Origin of the sequence: Paracoccus wurundjeri, assembly GCF_030678915.1 — a bacterium.
In the GTDB taxonomy this organism is placed as follows: Bacteria; Pseudomonadota; Alphaproteobacteria; order Rhodobacterales; family Rhodobacteraceae; genus Paracoccus; species Paracoccus onubensis_A.
This window is the reverse complement of sequence record NZ_JAUUTZ010000005.1, coordinates 43,555-57,000: the sequence shown is the minus strand read 5'-3', so window position 1 is coordinate 57,000 and position 13,446 is coordinate 43,555. Positions and strand designations below refer to the sequence as shown.

Sequence of the window (13,446 nt, the reverse complement as noted above, 5' to 3'; positions counted from 1 at the left end):
GCAGGTGCCACTGTGCCAAAGCGCATGGTGCAGCCCCAAAGCTGCACGGGAACAGGGAGGATGGCATCATCCCAACCCGACCGCCCCCGCGACTGTGAGCAGAGAGCCGACCCGAAAGTCCACTGTGGCCGCATGGCCATGGGAAGGCGGGACAGGCCGCGACCTGCGAGTCAGGAGACCGACCCTGCGTGAAACGCAATCCGCCGTCGGGGTCGACGGCAAGGAGGTAAACATGACCACAATTTCCCGCGCGTCAGGCGCGGTTTCCACCTCTGCCCGGGATATTCTCATCGTGATATGTATCGGCGCGGCGCTGGTTTTTACGGCGGGCCTTGCCCAGTCCGAAACCCTTCACGATGCCGCGCATGATGTCCGCCACGCGACCGGCTTTCCCTGCCACTGACATGCTTGCACGACTTTTGACCAGCGCCTTGATCGCTGGTGCTGCTGCGGGGCTGATTGCCGCCCTGATGCAGCTTGTTTTCGTCCAGCCCGTGCTGCTGCATGCCGAGCTTTACGAAGGTGGAGAACTGACCCATTTCGCTGCCGAGGGTGATCACGATCATGATCACGGCCACGGCGCGGTGACGGATACCGCGCCTTCCGGTGGTCATGCGGCCCCGCCGGAAACCGGCGGGATAGACCCGGCGCGGGACGGGCTGTCGGTGCTGTTCTCGATCCTCGTCTATGCCGGCTATGCGCTGCTGCTGACCGGCGCGATCGCCTTGGCCGAGAACCGGGGGCACCGGGTGACACCGCGCGAGGGGCTGCTATGGGGGCTGGCCGGGTTCATCGCCGTGCAGCTTGCGCCGGCTTTCGGGCTTGCGCCTGAATTGCCGGGCATGGCCGCGGCGGATATCACGCAGCGCGAAATCTGGTGGCTGGTCACGGTGCTTCTGTCAGCGGGGGCCTTGTGGTTGATCGCCTTCGGCAGAAACTGGGCTGCCTGGGGGGTGGCCATCGTCATGGCGGCGCTGCCCCATCTTATCGGTGCGCCACACCCGGCCGAGCTGACCGGCCCGACGCCGCCCGAACTGGCCGCGCAATTCGCCGGGCGCGCGCTTGGTGTGGGGCTGGTGGTCTGGGTGCTGCTGGGACTGTTCACTGCCTCGCTGTGGTCACGCGCCCGCGCCTGATCCTTGCCCCGGCATCCCGGTGCCGGGGCCGCGCCGCAACAGATAGATATCCATGATCCAGCCATGCCGCGCCCGCGCCGCCTTCCGTGCCGCGACGATCCGCGGCCCGGCTTCGGCCAGCGGGCCGGCATCCACGATCTGCTGCGGCATGCCCAGATAAGCCCCCCACCAGATCGAGATCCCGTCCGGCTTCAGCGTCTGAAAACTGCATTCCCCGTCCAGCATGACCAGCAGCGTGTCCACATCATCCGGCCAGCCATGATCCCGCAACCGGCGTCCGGTCGTGACCAGAAACGGCGCCCCAAGCTGGTTCATGGGAACACCATGCGCCGCCGTAAGCGCCTGTGGTGACATGATCCCGGGCACGACATGAACGGACAGATCGCCATGCCGCGACAACCGTTCGGCGATGCGCAGCGAACTGTCGTAAAGCGCCGGATCGCCCCAGATCAGCAGCGCGACCTTCATGGCCTGCGGATGCCTGTCGATGGCCGCACGCCAGCTTTCGGCAATGGCGTCATGCCAATCGGTGACGCCGTGCAGATAATCCCCCTTGGCGTCTCTGACAGGCAGATCGAATTCGGACACGACCGTCCGGGGATTGGTCAGCATTTCTCCACAGATCGCGCGCCGCAGATCGGCAAGATCGGCCTTCTTCTCGCCCTTGCGGGGGATCAGGATCAGATCGGCGCCGTTGATTGCCTTGACGGCCTGAAGCGTCAGGTGATCGGGATTGCCGGTTCCGATGCCGATCAGCCACAGTTCCATATCATCTCCGCTCTATGATCCCGCCGGATCTTTAAGGGACCCTGCACCGAAATCAATGCGTTGATGATGTCCGATTTCCACGGGACCGAATCTTTCCGCCACCCGCGGGTGAAGTTCCGTCGTCTTCGCCTTTCCAAGCCTCTTCCTGAGGAAGAGCTGAAAGCTGCCGTGCCGCAGGCTATCGGCATCATGGGAAAGGCCATATCCCGTCAGGCGGTGGGGACCGTGCCGCCGTCTATCACGAACTCCGTACCCGTTACGGCACCGGCACGGGGCGAGACAAGGAAAGCGACCAGATCGGCGATCTCGGCCGGCTTGGCAGGTCGGCCCAGCGGAATTCCCCCCAGGGAATCCATGATGATCTTCTTGCCGCCCTCGTAATCGGTGCCTGCCTGTTCTGCCAGACGCTCGGCCATGGCAACTGCCGCTTCGGTTTCGACCCAGCCCGGCGAAACACGCAGCACACGAACGCCCTTTGGCGTGACCTCTTTCGACAAGCTTTTGCTATAGGTCGAAAGGGCGGCCTTGGCGGCGGCATAAGCGGTCGTGGACTCGGGAAGCGGCAAGCGGTTCTGGATCGAGGTGATATGCACGATCACGCCCGAACCTTGCGCGATCATCCCGGGCAGCAGCGCTCGGTCGAGTCGCACAGCCGGCATGAGGTTCCAGTTCAGTTCCCTTGACCATTCGGCATCGTCCAGCGCGGCGAATCCACCGCCGGGCGCGGATGAGCCGCCGACCACATGCACGATGATATCCACACCGCCGAGACAGTCGAGCACACCGGCGGCAACGCAGGTGCAGCCTTCGGCGGTCGTGACATCGGCGCCGATGAAGTGAACCTCGCCCCCGATCGAATTGGCTGGCACGTTGCGCGCGGTCGTCACCACGCGCGCGCCGGCCTCGCGCAGCGCCCCGACGATGGCAGCGCCGATGCCTTTCGTTCCGCCCGTCACCAGGGCACGGGCGCCCTGCAAGCCAAGATCAAAGCTCATGGCGTGATCTCCAGCCGCGCGATCCGATCGTTTTCCAGAACGAACGCATAGCGCAGATCGACCGGGCTGCCGGGAAAATCCCCCGAGACATGCGCTGTCACCACGGTCTGGCCGTCTTCCTTGCTGATTGCAAAGGGATCGATGACATAGCTGAACTTCGTAGAGGCTTCTGTTTTCCATCGGCGGATCGCGTCCCGGCCCGCATGGGTCCGACGCTCATCTATGACGACAGCGTTAGGGGTGAAGCATCGGGCGACGGCGTTGCCGTCACTTTGATCGGCGGCGAAATAGGCCGCGATGGGTCCCGGCAGGATGACCGGCATGACAGTTCTCCGATTTTTGTTGTCTCGGGACATAAATCGCCTTAGCCTGTAAAAATGACAAGAACAGACAAAAAAGTAAGGAACTCACCTAAAAGTAAGCCCGTAAAGCACACGCGCGAAACGGCAGCCGAAGGCGTCGAGAATGTGTTGAAGATGCTTGAAGGAAGGTGGAAGCTGATCATCCTGTTCCACCTTTTCGGCGGCAATGTCATGCGCTTTTCCGATCTTGAGCGGGCCATTCCGGCAGTGTCGCAAAAAATGCTGATCCAGCAGCTTCGGCAGATGGAGAATGACGGCATCGTGCGCCGCATCGTACACCATCAGGTGCCGCCCAAGGTCGAATACCGCCTGACGGAATGGGGTCAGGCGCTGTGTCCGGCGCTTGATGCGCTATTGTCCTGGGCTGCGCTACGCGAGGAAATGACGGCGTCGGGCACTTCCTCCGATATATGAGCCAGATGCACAATCCGCCATTATGCGATTGTCGCCGGTTTGCCGGATCGTGGAATGGCGCAAGATCGGCCGGGGCGGGGTGCGGAAAACAGGGGGAACTGTGTCTGCGCCGCTCTTCTTTATGGCTTGCCTGTTGAAGCCATGAATAATGTCGTGAATTGATGGGTTCGGGATCGTATTGACAGGGAAAAGCGGTTGGGATCGATCTGAGGCGATACCCGCGTGACAGGGAGCGGATCATGGACCTGCAAAACCTCAATCCGAAAGTTTTCCAGATGTGGGACATGCAGAAAGATGCAGGCCCGCCATATTTCCAACCAAGCACGGAGGAGGATATCGCAGAGATCGAACGCCTGGTGGAAGCAAGAATTCCGGACGACTACCGGGAATTCCTGCTGGAATATTCGACCGTCATCGGAGCTTACACCATAGGAGCCTATTTCTTTCCCTGCCGCTTCAGGCGGAAGTCGGTCATTGTGGGGAGTTTTTCGCTGGTGCCCTGGGCAAAGCTGACGATCAACGCTATCAGAGCGTATTGCAATCCCCATCCGGCTTTCGAAGGCGTCAGGCCGCGTATATCCCGTGAATTGCTTCCGCTCACACGCGACAATAACGCCACCTTGCTGATCGATCTTCGCGCCGACAGCTTCGGTATGTCCATTTCATAGCCGCCGTCAGGAAGAAGGTCTTCGGCAGCGCAGGTTATGGCTGGGACGATGTCGGATATGTCGCGCCGAGTTTCACCGATTTTCTCAAGGAACTGGGAACGGAAGAAGAGCTGAAAACCCGCTATCCGGGGTGGAAGGTGATCTAGGAACCGCCGGTTTGCGATAACATATCCGCCGGACAATTCAGCGAATGGGAACCGCATTGCAACCGCCGCATTCCTGCGCGCCGCGACGCGGGAATCCGGGATGGGTTGGCGGGTTTCGGTCAGGCAGGGTTCGGAAATAGCCGCGCATGCAATCAGTAAAAATGCAAACAGCCATCCTTGCTTCGTTCACGATGAACGGGAATGCCGTAAAGCCGGGACAGGTTCTCGGCAGTAAGCGCGTCTGAAACGGTGCCCGAGGCGATTGTGCCGGAACCGTTCAGCAACAGGGCATGGTCTGCCAGGGTAGCGGTCTGATCGGGGTCGTGACTTGACAGGATGATCCCCGTTCCCGCCCTGGCAAGCTGGCGGATGGCGATTCCGACCCGCACCCGGTTGGCAAAGTCCAGGCTGGCGATCTGGACCCGCGACAGCCGGGATAACGGCTCGCCGGCAAGCCTGATCTCGCCGCGAATCGCGGGGATCAGGCCCAGCAGGGTGCGGAACAGCGTTGTCTTTCCCGCGCCGTTCGGACCCAGCAGGCAAAGGACGCTGCCCGGTTCAAGACAAAGGTCAATGCCAGAGATAAGCTTTTTGCCGCCATGACCGATGGCGAGACCCGAGGCAGTCAGCAGCGGGGTCATTCGCTCCATGATCGCGTTCCTCGCGCCAGCAGCCAGACGAAGATCGGCGCGCCAAGCACTGCGGTCAGGATCCCCAAAGGCACCTCGATCGCGGCGATGCTGCGGGCGGCCGTGTCGACCAGCACCATGAAGCCTGCGCCGATCAGGATCGCGGCTGGCAGCAGCCGGTCGAAGCGCGGGCCGGTCAGCAGCCGCGCCATATGCGGCACCATCAGGCCGATCCAGCCGATCACCCCGGCCATGGACACCGCCGCTGCGGTCATGAGTGTGGCGCAGGCGATGACCAGCAGCCGCAGCCGGGTGGCGTCGATACCCATCGCGCGGGCCTCGTCATCGCCCATTGTCAGAAGCCCGATCCGCCAGCACCGAGACGATCTGCGCGGGCGCCAGCGCATAGGGACCGATGGCCTCGTCACAATGCATATCTGCGGCTGGACTGGCAGGCGATGGACAATCTGACCATCTCGCCCTCGATCGAGCTGTCCAGCTCGCGCTTGTCGGAAAGCGCGATCCAGCCCGAGGATCCGGGCAAGATCGCCTATACCCGTATGGGCGGCTTCGGGCTGGCCAATCTGGACGCCGAATGGCAGGCGACCGATCAGGCCAGCGTCGTGTTCGGCATCCACAATCTTTTCGACCGGGATTACCAGCTGGTCGAAGGCTATCCCGAGCCGGGCCGCACATTTTTCCTGACGACCCGCATGACCTTCTGATCCCTTGGGAATAGGGAAAGCCAGCGTCATCCCGGTTCCGCTGTATCATCCGGCGGGCATTCCCTGAAACCGGGGATAACTATGCGGAACAGCAACTGCGGGTCGTTCCTCGACCCGTTAACCTTTAGCGATATCCGTCAGATGGTTTCGCCGCCAGAGCGTCGGCTCAGGCGCAACGCGCCGCGCAGGGCCAGAGCCTCCATGCTGTTCTCCCTGCCGTCAAATCCCATGCGGCGCATTGCCCGTTCCTCATCCGGCGATGTTTGCCTGCCAAGAGCTGCCGCCAATAGCCGGGCCTTTCCCCGAAGGGTCGGCGAGAGTTCCTTTAGCACAGACAGCGCGGGCAGCAATTGCTGCTCGATCTCGTCGAAATCGGTGCCGAAGGGAAAGCGCGGAAGCGATGCCCGATATGGATCCAGCCATTCGGTCAGCCGTTCCGGTGAATTCCGCGTGGCCGTGGCGGGCAACCGAAAGTCCTTGGGCAGCTTGCCTGCCGATTTCGCGCGCCGAAGAAGGTCCGGCTGGAAACGGCTGTCGGCGATGGCGATCAGGGCGGCGATGACCTGCGCATCGGTCTTGCCGCGCAGATCGGCGATGCCGTATTCGGTCACGACGATATCGCGCATATGACGCGGAACGCTGACCGAGGGCAGCGACCACGAGATATTGCTGCCAAGCCTGCCATCCGTCATCCGGGTGGCCGGAAGGGTGATGATCGCCCGCCCGTGATCCAGTGCGAAAGCCTGCTCGACGAAATTGAACTGCCCGCCGATGCCGCTGATGACCTTTCCATCGGCGACGGCATCGGACATGATATCGCCCAATACGGAAACCTGCATGGCCGCGTTCACGAAACGCGCCTTTTTACGCGCTGCGCGTTTGCCGGATTCGTCGCCGTAAAGCTGATTTGTGAAGCTGACCGGCACCATACCGATCCGGGCAAGACGGCCGGGATCCATTTGGCGCAGGCGGCGATAGAAATCCCGTGTCTCGACGAAGAAACCGGCATGGATCGCACAGCCATCGACTTCGCGGTCGATCACGCCCGCCTCAAACAGTTCCAGCAATCCGCCGACCAGCATTTCGGTGACGGCGTAAAGCCCGGCTTTGAACGGCTCATCCCCGCCTTGCGGAAGGGTGAAGGGACAATCCGCCTGCAGGGCCTTGACCTTGTCGCGATGGCGCAGAAGCAGGGCGTTCGCCACCGCATCGCCGACCGAGCCGATGCCGATCTGCAATGTGCCGCCATCCTCGATCAGGCGACTGACATGCAGCCCGATCGCATGGCTTGCATCATCGACGGGGCGTTTCGGGGCGGAAAACAGTTCGTAATCATCGGGGCGATCCAGCACCAGCGCGAATTCGCCGGGATCCAGGACCGCATCGCGCCCGGCGAAAAACGGCAGGTCCGCATGGGTTTCGGCCACGGCCAGAAAATCCAGCATACTGTCGCGCCGCATCCGGAACAGATCGGCCGAGATGTCGGTATTGCCCGACAGGCTGAACCGCCCGTCCTCTTCGGCCACCAGTTGCGCCACGACATTCGGGCGCATCCGGGCCAGAAGCCCAAGCGCATGGGTATAATTGACCGAGATAAAATCCTGCTGTGCCTGCGCGACATCGCCCCAGCGACCGGCCATGAAGAAGAATTCGTTCACGGTGATATTGCCGGGCAATTCCCCGCGCCTCAGCAGATCGGCATAAAGCAGGCCGGGATAGGCGCCGAACAACCGGTCCATCGCGGGTTCCAGAAAGCGCCGCTCGATCCCGCTGCCGGGCCGGGGCCGTTCCAGCGTCAATGCGGTGAAGATCAGCAGATCGATCCGGGGATCGTCGCAGGCAAGCTGCACCAGCGCATTTGCGACCCGGACCGGCTTGCCCAGACCAAGCGGCAGCGCAAGCCGGATCGTGCCGCCGGTTCGCCTGACGATTTCCCGCGCGATGGCATCGTCGTCGTGATACCGCGTCATCCGTTATTCCAGCCCGGATCGGGGCGGAACCTTTCGCCGTGACGATCCGCCAGTTCCGCCAGCCTGTCCCGGATCCGGTCAAAGCCGCGCGTCCTTGCGTAATGCATCGGCCCGCCCCGGAACGGTGCGAAGCCGGTGGCGAAAATCATCGCGCCATCCACCTGATCGGCATTGCGCACGACATTCATGCGCAGGCATTCCATGCAGGCATCCAGCATCGGCAGGATCAGCCTGTCCTGAAGATCCTCGGGGCTTGCCTCGGTCGCCTGGGGATGCGGCGCGCCGTTCGACCAGTCGTAAAAGCCGCGCCCCGCCTTCTTGCCGGTCTCGCCTGCCCCGACCTTTTCGCGCAGGCGCGGGCTGATGTCGGGCATCGGTTTGTCCAGCGCCGATTTCAGGCTTTCGGCCACGTCCAGACAGATATCCAGGCCCACCTGATCGGCCAGCGTCACCGGACCCATCGGCATGCCGAAATCAAGCGCCGCGCGGTCGATGACCACTTTCGGGACGCCTTCGTCCATCAGCACCATCGCTTCCATCAGATAGGGCGTCAACGCGCGATTGACCAGAAAGCCCGGATAATCGCGCAAGGCCGCGGGCAGCCGGTCGATGGAGGCGCAAAAAGCGGCAAGGCGATCGGTGATATCGGGGGCTGTGCGGTCGTGGCTGACAATCTCGATCAGCTGCATCTTCGCGACCGGATTGAAGAAATGCAGCCCGGCGAAACGCGCGGGATCGGGCACCGATTTCGCCAGTTCCGCCAGTGGCAGACTGGAAGTATTCGTCGCAAGGATCGCCCCCTGCTTCATGCGCGCGCCCGCCTCACGATGGATTTTTGCCTTCAGTTCCGCGTCCTCGGGGACGGCCTCGATCACCAGATCGGCGCCCGCGTAACCGTAACCTTTCGGATCCGGCATCAGCCGGTCCAGCGCGTCGCGTGTCTCGATGCTGTTCAGATGGCTGTCGCGGCAAATCTGTGCCACCTGCCTGATCGCCCGTGCCAGCGCCTTGGGGCTGATATCGCCCAAGGTCACGCGCTTGCCCCGGATCGCGGCCCAGCCGGCGATGCCGGCGCCCATTTCGCCCGCGCCGATCACATGAACATGGCTGATCCCGTCATCGCCGTGACCATCCTTTTTCAGGTTCCGGCGCAGGAAAAAGACGCGGCGCAGATTGCGTGAGGTTTCGCTGTCCAGCAATTCGGCAAAGCTGGCGATCTCGGCCTTCTGCATCGCATCGGGGTCATTGCCATGCGCTTCCCACAGATCGATTAGCGCATAGGGTGCGGGGAAATGCGCCGGGGGCGCCTTCTTTTCCGCCTCGGCCCGCATCCGGGCGGCGGCGAGGCTGCGCAGCTTGCGCAAGGCGAAGGCGCGGGCTTTCAACCCTTTAGCCCGAGGCTCGATCTTGCCATTAACGACGGCACCGACTGCCGCGCGGACATGGCGTTCCTGAGTAACGATATCGACGATGCCCAGCTTTTTCGCCTTTTGCGTATGCGCGGATTTACCGGTCAGCATCAGGGTCATCGCCTCGACGGGATCGATCAGCCCGGTCAGCCGGAACGTGCCGCCAAGGCCCGGATGCAGGCCCAGATTTACCTCGGGGAATGCGAATTTCGCGCCGTCGGTCGCGATGCGATGATCGCAGGCCAGCGCGATCTCGAACCCCGCGCCAAGCGCTGCGCCATGAATGACGGCGATGGTCGGGCAGGGCATGGCCTCCAGACGGTCCAGCACGGCATGACCCTGTTCCAGCAGACGGACAGCGCTTTCGCCGCTGATCCGGTCGAAACTGTCGATATCCGCACCCGCCGCGAAACCGCCGGGTTTGGCCGAGCGGATGACCAGCGCCCGTGGCACCGTCCCGGCCAGTTTCCGCAGCGCCGCGTCAAGGCCGGTCAGAACCTCTTCCGACACGATATTGACCGGGCTGTCCGCGCAATCCAGCACCAGCCAGACGATGCCGTCATCCTCGGCCTGTCGCCAATGACGGGTGGCGGCGGTACCGGGTGGCCCAAGTTCGAGCTTTGACTTGTCGAGGAAATCCAGAACCTTGTTCGCCATCACACCGCCTCCAGCAGCATCGCGCCGCCCTGTCCGCCACCGATGCACTCGGTGGCAATGCCGCGGCGATGGCCAAGGCGGCGCATGGCATTGGCCAGATGCAGCACGATCCGGTTGCCGCTGGTGCCGACCGGATGGCCAAGCGAGATCGCCCCGCCATCGACATTCAGCCGGTCGCGGTCGATCCGCCCGAAGGGCTGTTCAAGCCCCAATACCTCGTGGCAGAAATCCGCGTCCTGCCATGCCGCAAGACAGGCCAGAACCTGCGCGGCAAAGGCTTCGTTGATTTCCCACAGATCGATATCGCCGCAGGAAAGCCCCTGCCGCCGCAGAAGCGGCGTCGTGCTGAAGACGGGACCAAGCCCCATGACCGAGGGGTCAAGCGCCGCCCATTCGCTGTCCACGATCCGCGCCAGCGGCGACAAGCCGTGACGTTCCACCGCCTGTTCAGAGGCAAGGATCGTCCAGCATGCCCCGTCCGTGATCTGGCTTGCATTTCCGGCCGTCACTTTGCCGTAAGGCGGCTCGAAGGCGGGTTTCGGTTTCGCCAGCCCCTGCATGTCGCTGTCCGGGCGCACGCCGTCATCCTGCGGATAGGCGTTCCCGTCGCGGTCGAAGGCGGGCATCACCTCATCCTCCAGCCAGCCCTGTTCCTGCGCCTGTGTCAGCCGTTGGTGACTGTCCAGCGCATAGGCATCGGCGGTTGCGCGGTCGATGCCGAAACGGTGGGCAAGGATTTCGGCGGTCTGGCCCATGTTCAAAGCGGTGACCGGGTCGGTCAGGCCGCGTTCAAGGCCGATGACGGGCTTCAGGAATTGCGGCCGGAACCCGGCCATCGCTTTGGCGCGCGCCACGACGTCCCTGGCATTGTTCAGACTGCCAAGCCATTCGACCGCTTCCCGCCGCAGGACAAGGGGGGCGTGGCTCAGTGCCTCGGTTCCGCCGGCCAGGATGATGTCATGACTGCCCCCGCGGATATAGCGCAAGGCGGTGTCGATGGATTGCATTCCCGATCCGCAATTGATCTGCACGCTGAACGCGACAGTGCTGTCGGGCAGGCCCAGACGCAGCGCGGCCACGCGGGCGGGGTTCATCTCATCGGCGATGACATTGACGCAGCCCAGGATCACCAGTTCGATCAGGTCGGTCCCGAATGCCTGCCGCGCCAGCAGGGGCCGGCCGCATTGCACCGCCAGATCGACCGGGGTGAAGGGGCCGGGCTTGCCGCGCGCCTTCAGGAAAGGCGTGCGCGCGCCATCCACCAGATAGACGGCCCGGGTCATTGCGCGGCCTCTTTGACTTTGCCGCCGGGATAGAACCGTGCCAGTTCCCCGGGCGTGAAATCGTCGACGGCGATGACCTGCGCGACCAGTTCCTCCATTTCGGCAAGTTGCGTCCTTTCCGCCTGAGAGATCAGCCCGGCGGCCAGTCCGCTATCGGGATCATGCCCGGCCTCGCGCAGCTTCGTCGCGACCGGTTCAAGGCTTGTCACGGCGGCGAAGGCGCGGTTCAGCAATCCGACACCGCCATGCGCGCAGCCATCGTCCAGCCGCCCGACGATCCGGTCGCGGGTGGGCGACGGCGAAAAGATCAGCCCGGCGCAGCGTTCGACCAGCAGATCGTCCGGGGCGCGGGACCCGCCGCCGGGCAGCGTCAGGAGCCGGCCGATGACGGCGGCCCATCGGGCGGGAAAGTTTCGCAGCACCTGATCCAGCGCCTCGCGGATACTGGCGAAACCGCGCGCGGCGGCATATTCCAGCAGCGGCAGATCCTCGGCCGGCTGCCCGTCGTCGCGCCACCGCTTCAGTGCCGCTGACAGCAGATACATCTCGGACAGGGTGTCACCCATGCGGATCGAGATCATCTCCTTACGTTTCAACGCCCCGCCCATGGTCAGGAAAGCCAGTTCCGCGACTAACGCCATCGCCGCCGACCAGCGCGACAATTGCCGGTAGATCGGCGCCGTGGCGCCCGCGTCGCCGGGCACGGACACAAACCGCGCGCCGGACCATGCCCGCCACCATGCCCGTCCCGCTGTTCGCAGCGCGTGGCCGACATGCGCCCAGAACGCCCGGTCGAAAGCATCCAGGCTTTCCTCTTCGTCCTCGATCTGCAGAGCCTGCATCTCGTCCAGCAGATGCGGATGCGCACGGATCGAGCCCTGGCCGAAGATGATCAGTGCGCGGGTGACGATATTGGCGCCCTCGACCGTGATGCCGATGGGTACGGCGCGATACAGAGGCAGCAGATAGTTCGACGGCCCGTCGATGACCGCCTTGCCGGAATGCACATCCATCGCATCATTCACCGCCTCGCGCATCCGGGCCGTGGCATGGGCCTTCATGATCGCGGAAATGACCGATAATGCGCGGCCCTGATCAAGGCCCGCGCAGGTCAGACGGCGGGCGGATTCCATCACATAGGCGTCGGCCGCAAGCCGCGCCATGGGTTGCTGGATGCCCCCGAATTTTCCGATCGGCAGGTTGAACTGCTGACGGATGCGGGCATAGGCCCCGGTCACATGGGCCGAAACCGAAATCGCCGCGCAGCCCATCGAGGGCAGGGATATGCCGCGCCCGGCGGCAAGCGCGCTCATCAGCATCATCCAGCCGCGCCCGGCATATTCCGGTCCACCCACGATATGGTCCAGCGGGATGAAGACATCCTTGCCGGTCGTCGGACCGTTCATGAACATCGTGGTCGAGGGGATATGCCGCCGGCCGGTTTCCACCCCCGGCAGATCGGTCGGAACCAATGCGCAGGTGATGCCGATGTCTTCGGTGTCACCCAGCAGGCCGTCCGGATCGCGCAGCTTGAAGGCAAGACCCAGCACCGTGCAGACCGGCGCAAGGGTGATATAGCGTTTGGCCCAGTTCAGGCGGATGCCCAGAACCTCTTGCCCGTCCCACATCCCTTTTTCGACGATGCCTGCGTCGCGCATGGCCGAGGCATCCGATCCGGCCTCGGCGCTGGTCAGACCGAAGGCGGGCAATTCGCGGCCATCGGCCAGCCGGGGCAGCCAGTGATCCTTCTGCGCATCGGTGCCGAACTGGTGCAGGAGTTCGCCCGGGCCAAGCGAATTCGGGACCATCACCGTCACCGCCGCCGCCACCGAGCGGGTCGAGATATAGCGCACCACCTCGGAATGGGCGAAAGCCGAGAAGCCAAGGCCGCCATGCTCCTTGCCGATGATCATGCCGAAAAAGCGGTGCTTGCGCATATGCCGCCAGATTTCGGGAGAAAGATCGGCATCGGTCTGGTTCACCCGCCAATCGTCGATCATGCCGCAAAGTTCGCGGCAGGGGCCGTCGATGAAAGCCTGTTCCTCGGCGGTCAGTTTGGGGGCCGCCGTCGAATGCAGCTTGTCCCAGCCGGGATTGCCGGAAAACAGTTCGGCATCCCACCACACCTCGCCCGCGCCAAGCGCTTCCGCCTCGGTCGCGGACAGTTGCGGCAGGGCGCGTTTGGCCCATCTGCGGATCGGGCGGCTGATCCGGTCTTTGCGAAAGCCAGTCATGATACCTCCTTGGAACTCAACCGCCTGCGGAAAGCCGGGTTCCATAGTTG

At 63.4% G+C, this 13,446-nt stretch carries 14 protein-coding genes and 1 riboswitch; of the genes, 5 read left to right on the top strand and 9 right to left on the bottom strand.

The genetic code is table 11. The annotated features are described in order from the left end of the window. The first annotated feature begins 8 nt into the window (after window positions 1-8). A riboswitch (cobalamin riboswitch) is annotated at window positions 9-201 on the top strand. A 31-nt stretch (window positions 202-232) separates the two neighbouring features. Both Q0601_RS06725 and Q0601_RS06720 read left to right on the top strand, forming a co-directional pair. After that, complete coding sequence (locus Q0601_RS06725; protein WP_305288469.1) at window positions 233-403, top strand: CbtB domain-containing protein; 171 nt, start codon at window positions 233-235, stop codon at window positions 401-403. Between the two features lies 1 nt (window position 404). Next, on the top strand, window positions 405-1,136 hold the full coding sequence (locus tag Q0601_RS06720; RefSeq protein WP_305288467.1) for a CbtA family protein: 732 nt from the start codon (window positions 405-407) through the stop codon (window positions 1,134-1,136). On the opposite strand, the gene cobF is transcribed toward Q0601_RS06720, so the two are convergent. The 3 genes from cobF to Q0601_RS06705 all read right to left on the bottom strand — a co-directional run bounded on the left by cobF (window position 1,119) and on the right by Q0601_RS06705 (window position 3,222). Next, window positions 1,119-1,904, bottom strand: a complete 786-nt coding sequence (cobF, locus tag Q0601_RS06715; protein ID WP_305288465.1) for a precorrin-6A synthase (deacetylating) — start codon at window positions 1,902-1,904, stop codon at window positions 1,119-1,121. The two genes, Q0601_RS06720 and cobF, sit on opposite strands and share 18 nt — an antisense overlap. Before the next feature lie 209 nt (window positions 1,905-2,113). Then, window positions 2,114-2,899, bottom strand: coding sequence for an SDR family oxidoreductase (locus Q0601_RS06710; RefSeq protein ID WP_305288463.1), 786 nt, complete (start codon window positions 2,897-2,899; stop codon window positions 2,114-2,116). Further along, entirely contained in the window at window positions 2,896-3,222 is a 327-nt protein-coding gene (locus Q0601_RS06705; RefSeq protein ID WP_305288460.1) for a nuclear transport factor 2 family protein, read from the bottom strand. Before Q0601_RS06705 ends, Q0601_RS06710 begins: the two co-directional genes overlap by 4 nt. 153 nt (window positions 3,223-3,375) lie before the next feature. On the opposite strand from Q0601_RS06705, the gene Q0601_RS06700 reads away from it, so the two are divergent. Further along, complete coding sequence (locus tag Q0601_RS06700; protein WP_305288458.1) at window positions 3,376-3,675, top strand: winged helix-turn-helix transcriptional regulator; 300 nt, start codon at window positions 3,376-3,378, stop codon at window positions 3,673-3,675. Between the two features lie 239 nt (window positions 3,676-3,914). Beyond that, window positions 3,915-4,343 (top strand): SMI1/KNR4 family protein, encoded by a 429-nt coding sequence (locus Q0601_RS06695; RefSeq protein WP_305288456.1) that lies wholly within the window; start codon window positions 3,915-3,917, stop codon window positions 4,341-4,343. Between the two features lie 298 nt (window positions 4,344-4,641). Here the strand turns inward: Q0601_RS06695 and Q0601_RS06690 are convergent, their stop codons facing one another. Both Q0601_RS06690 and Q0601_RS06685 read right to left on the bottom strand, forming a co-directional pair. Then, window positions 4,642-5,139: an ATP-binding cassette domain-containing protein gene (locus Q0601_RS06690; RefSeq protein ID WP_305288454.1), complete on the bottom strand. Its 498-nt coding sequence runs from the start codon at window positions 5,137-5,139 to the stop codon at window positions 4,642-4,644. Beyond that, window positions 5,127-5,525: a FecCD family ABC transporter permease gene (locus tag Q0601_RS06685; protein WP_370656098.1), complete on the bottom strand. Its 399-nt coding sequence runs from the start codon at window positions 5,523-5,525 to the stop codon at window positions 5,127-5,129. The genes Q0601_RS06690 and Q0601_RS06685 overlap by 13 nt, the downstream gene beginning before the upstream one ends. A 51-nt stretch (window positions 5,526-5,576) precedes the next feature. Here Q0601_RS06685 and Q0601_RS06680 point away from each other — a divergent pair, with 51 nt between their 5' ends. Then, window positions 5,577-5,843 carry a hypothetical protein gene (locus Q0601_RS06680; RefSeq protein ID WP_370656097.1) on the top strand — a complete coding sequence of 89 codons (267 nt, stop codon included), beginning with the start codon at window positions 5,577-5,579 and terminating at the stop codon, window positions 5,841-5,843. A gap of 137 nt (window positions 5,844-5,980) precedes the next feature. On the opposite strand, the gene Q0601_RS06675 is transcribed toward Q0601_RS06680, so the two are convergent. Genes Q0601_RS06675 through Q0601_RS06660 form a run of 4 tightly spaced genes read right to left on the bottom strand, consistent with a single transcriptional unit; the run spans window position 5,981 to window position 13,396 of the window. Then, the gene (locus tag Q0601_RS06675) at window positions 5,981-7,813 is read right to left on the bottom strand and encodes an acetyl-CoA hydrolase/transferase C-terminal domain-containing protein (RefSeq protein ID WP_305288453.1); all 1,833 of its coding nucleotides are present in this window, start codon (window positions 7,811-7,813) and stop codon (window positions 5,981-5,983) included. Then, on the bottom strand, window positions 7,810-9,879 hold the full coding sequence (locus Q0601_RS06670) for a 3-hydroxyacyl-CoA dehydrogenase NAD-binding domain-containing protein (RefSeq protein ID WP_305288451.1): 2,070 nt from the start codon (window positions 9,877-9,879) through the stop codon (window positions 7,810-7,812). The genes Q0601_RS06675 and Q0601_RS06670 overlap by 4 nt, the downstream gene beginning before the upstream one ends. Continuing rightward, the gene (locus Q0601_RS06665; RefSeq protein ID WP_305288449.1) at window positions 9,879-11,162 is read right to left on the bottom strand and encodes an acetyl-CoA C-acetyltransferase; all 1,284 of its coding nucleotides are present in this window, start codon (window positions 11,160-11,162) and stop codon (window positions 9,879-9,881) included. The genes Q0601_RS06670 and Q0601_RS06665 overlap by 1 nt, the downstream gene beginning before the upstream one ends. Next, window positions 11,159-13,396, bottom strand: coding sequence for an acyl-CoA dehydrogenase (locus tag Q0601_RS06660; protein ID WP_305288447.1), 2,238 nt, complete (start codon window positions 13,394-13,396; stop codon window positions 11,159-11,161). The genes Q0601_RS06665 and Q0601_RS06660 overlap by 4 nt, the downstream gene beginning before the upstream one ends. Window positions 13,397-13,446: the final 50 nt, after the last annotated feature.

Bases quoted from the DNA above. Each gene is read 5' to 3' on its own strand.
- Q0601_RS06710 (WP_305288463.1), bottom strand. From the start codon at position 2,899: ATGAGCTTTGATCTTGGCTTGCAGGGCGCCCGTGCCCTGGTGACGGGC.
- Q0601_RS06660 (WP_305288447.1), bottom strand. From the start codon at position 13,396: ATGACTGGCTTTCGCAAAGACCGGATCAGCCGCCCGATCCGCAGATGG.
- Q0601_RS06690 (WP_305288454.1), bottom strand. From the start codon at position 5,139: ATGGAGCGAATGACCCCGCTGCTGACTGCCTCGGGTCTCGCCATCGGT.
- Q0601_RS06670 (WP_305288451.1), bottom strand. From the start codon at position 9,879: ATGGCGAACAAGGTTCTGGATTTCCTCGACAAGTCAAAGCTCGAACTT.
- Q0601_RS06665 (WP_305288449.1), bottom strand. From the start codon at position 11,162: ATGACCCGGGCCGTCTATCTGGTGGATGGCGCGCGCACGCCTTTCCTG.
- Q0601_RS06700 (WP_305288458.1), top strand. From the start codon at position 3,376: ATGCTTGAAGGAAGGTGGAAGCTGATCATCCTGTTCCACCTTTTCGGC.
- Q0601_RS06685 (WP_370656098.1), bottom strand. From the start codon at position 5,525: ATGCGCTGGCGCCCGCGCAGATCGTCTCGGTGCTGGCGGATCGGGCTT.
- Q0601_RS06695 (WP_305288456.1), top strand. From the start codon at position 3,915: ATGGACCTGCAAAACCTCAATCCGAAAGTTTTCCAGATGTGGGACATG.
- Q0601_RS06680 (WP_370656097.1), top strand. From the start codon at position 5,577: ATGGACAATCTGACCATCTCGCCCTCGATCGAGCTGTCCAGCTCGCGC.
- Q0601_RS06725 (WP_305288469.1), top strand. From the start codon at position 233: ATGACCACAATTTCCCGCGCGTCAGGCGCGGTTTCCACCTCTGCCCGG.
- cobF (WP_305288465.1), bottom strand. From the start codon at position 1,904: ATGGAACTGTGGCTGATCGGCATCGGAACCGGCAATCCCGATCACCTG.
- Q0601_RS06705 (WP_305288460.1), bottom strand. From the start codon at position 3,222: ATGCCGGTCATCCTGCCGGGACCCATCGCGGCCTATTTCGCCGCCGAT.
- Q0601_RS06675 (WP_305288453.1), bottom strand. From the start codon at position 7,813: ATGACGCGGTATCACGACGACGATGCCATCGCGCGGGAAATCGTCAGG.
- Q0601_RS06720 (WP_305288467.1), top strand. From the start codon at position 405: ATGCTTGCACGACTTTTGACCAGCGCCTTGATCGCTGGTGCTGCTGCG.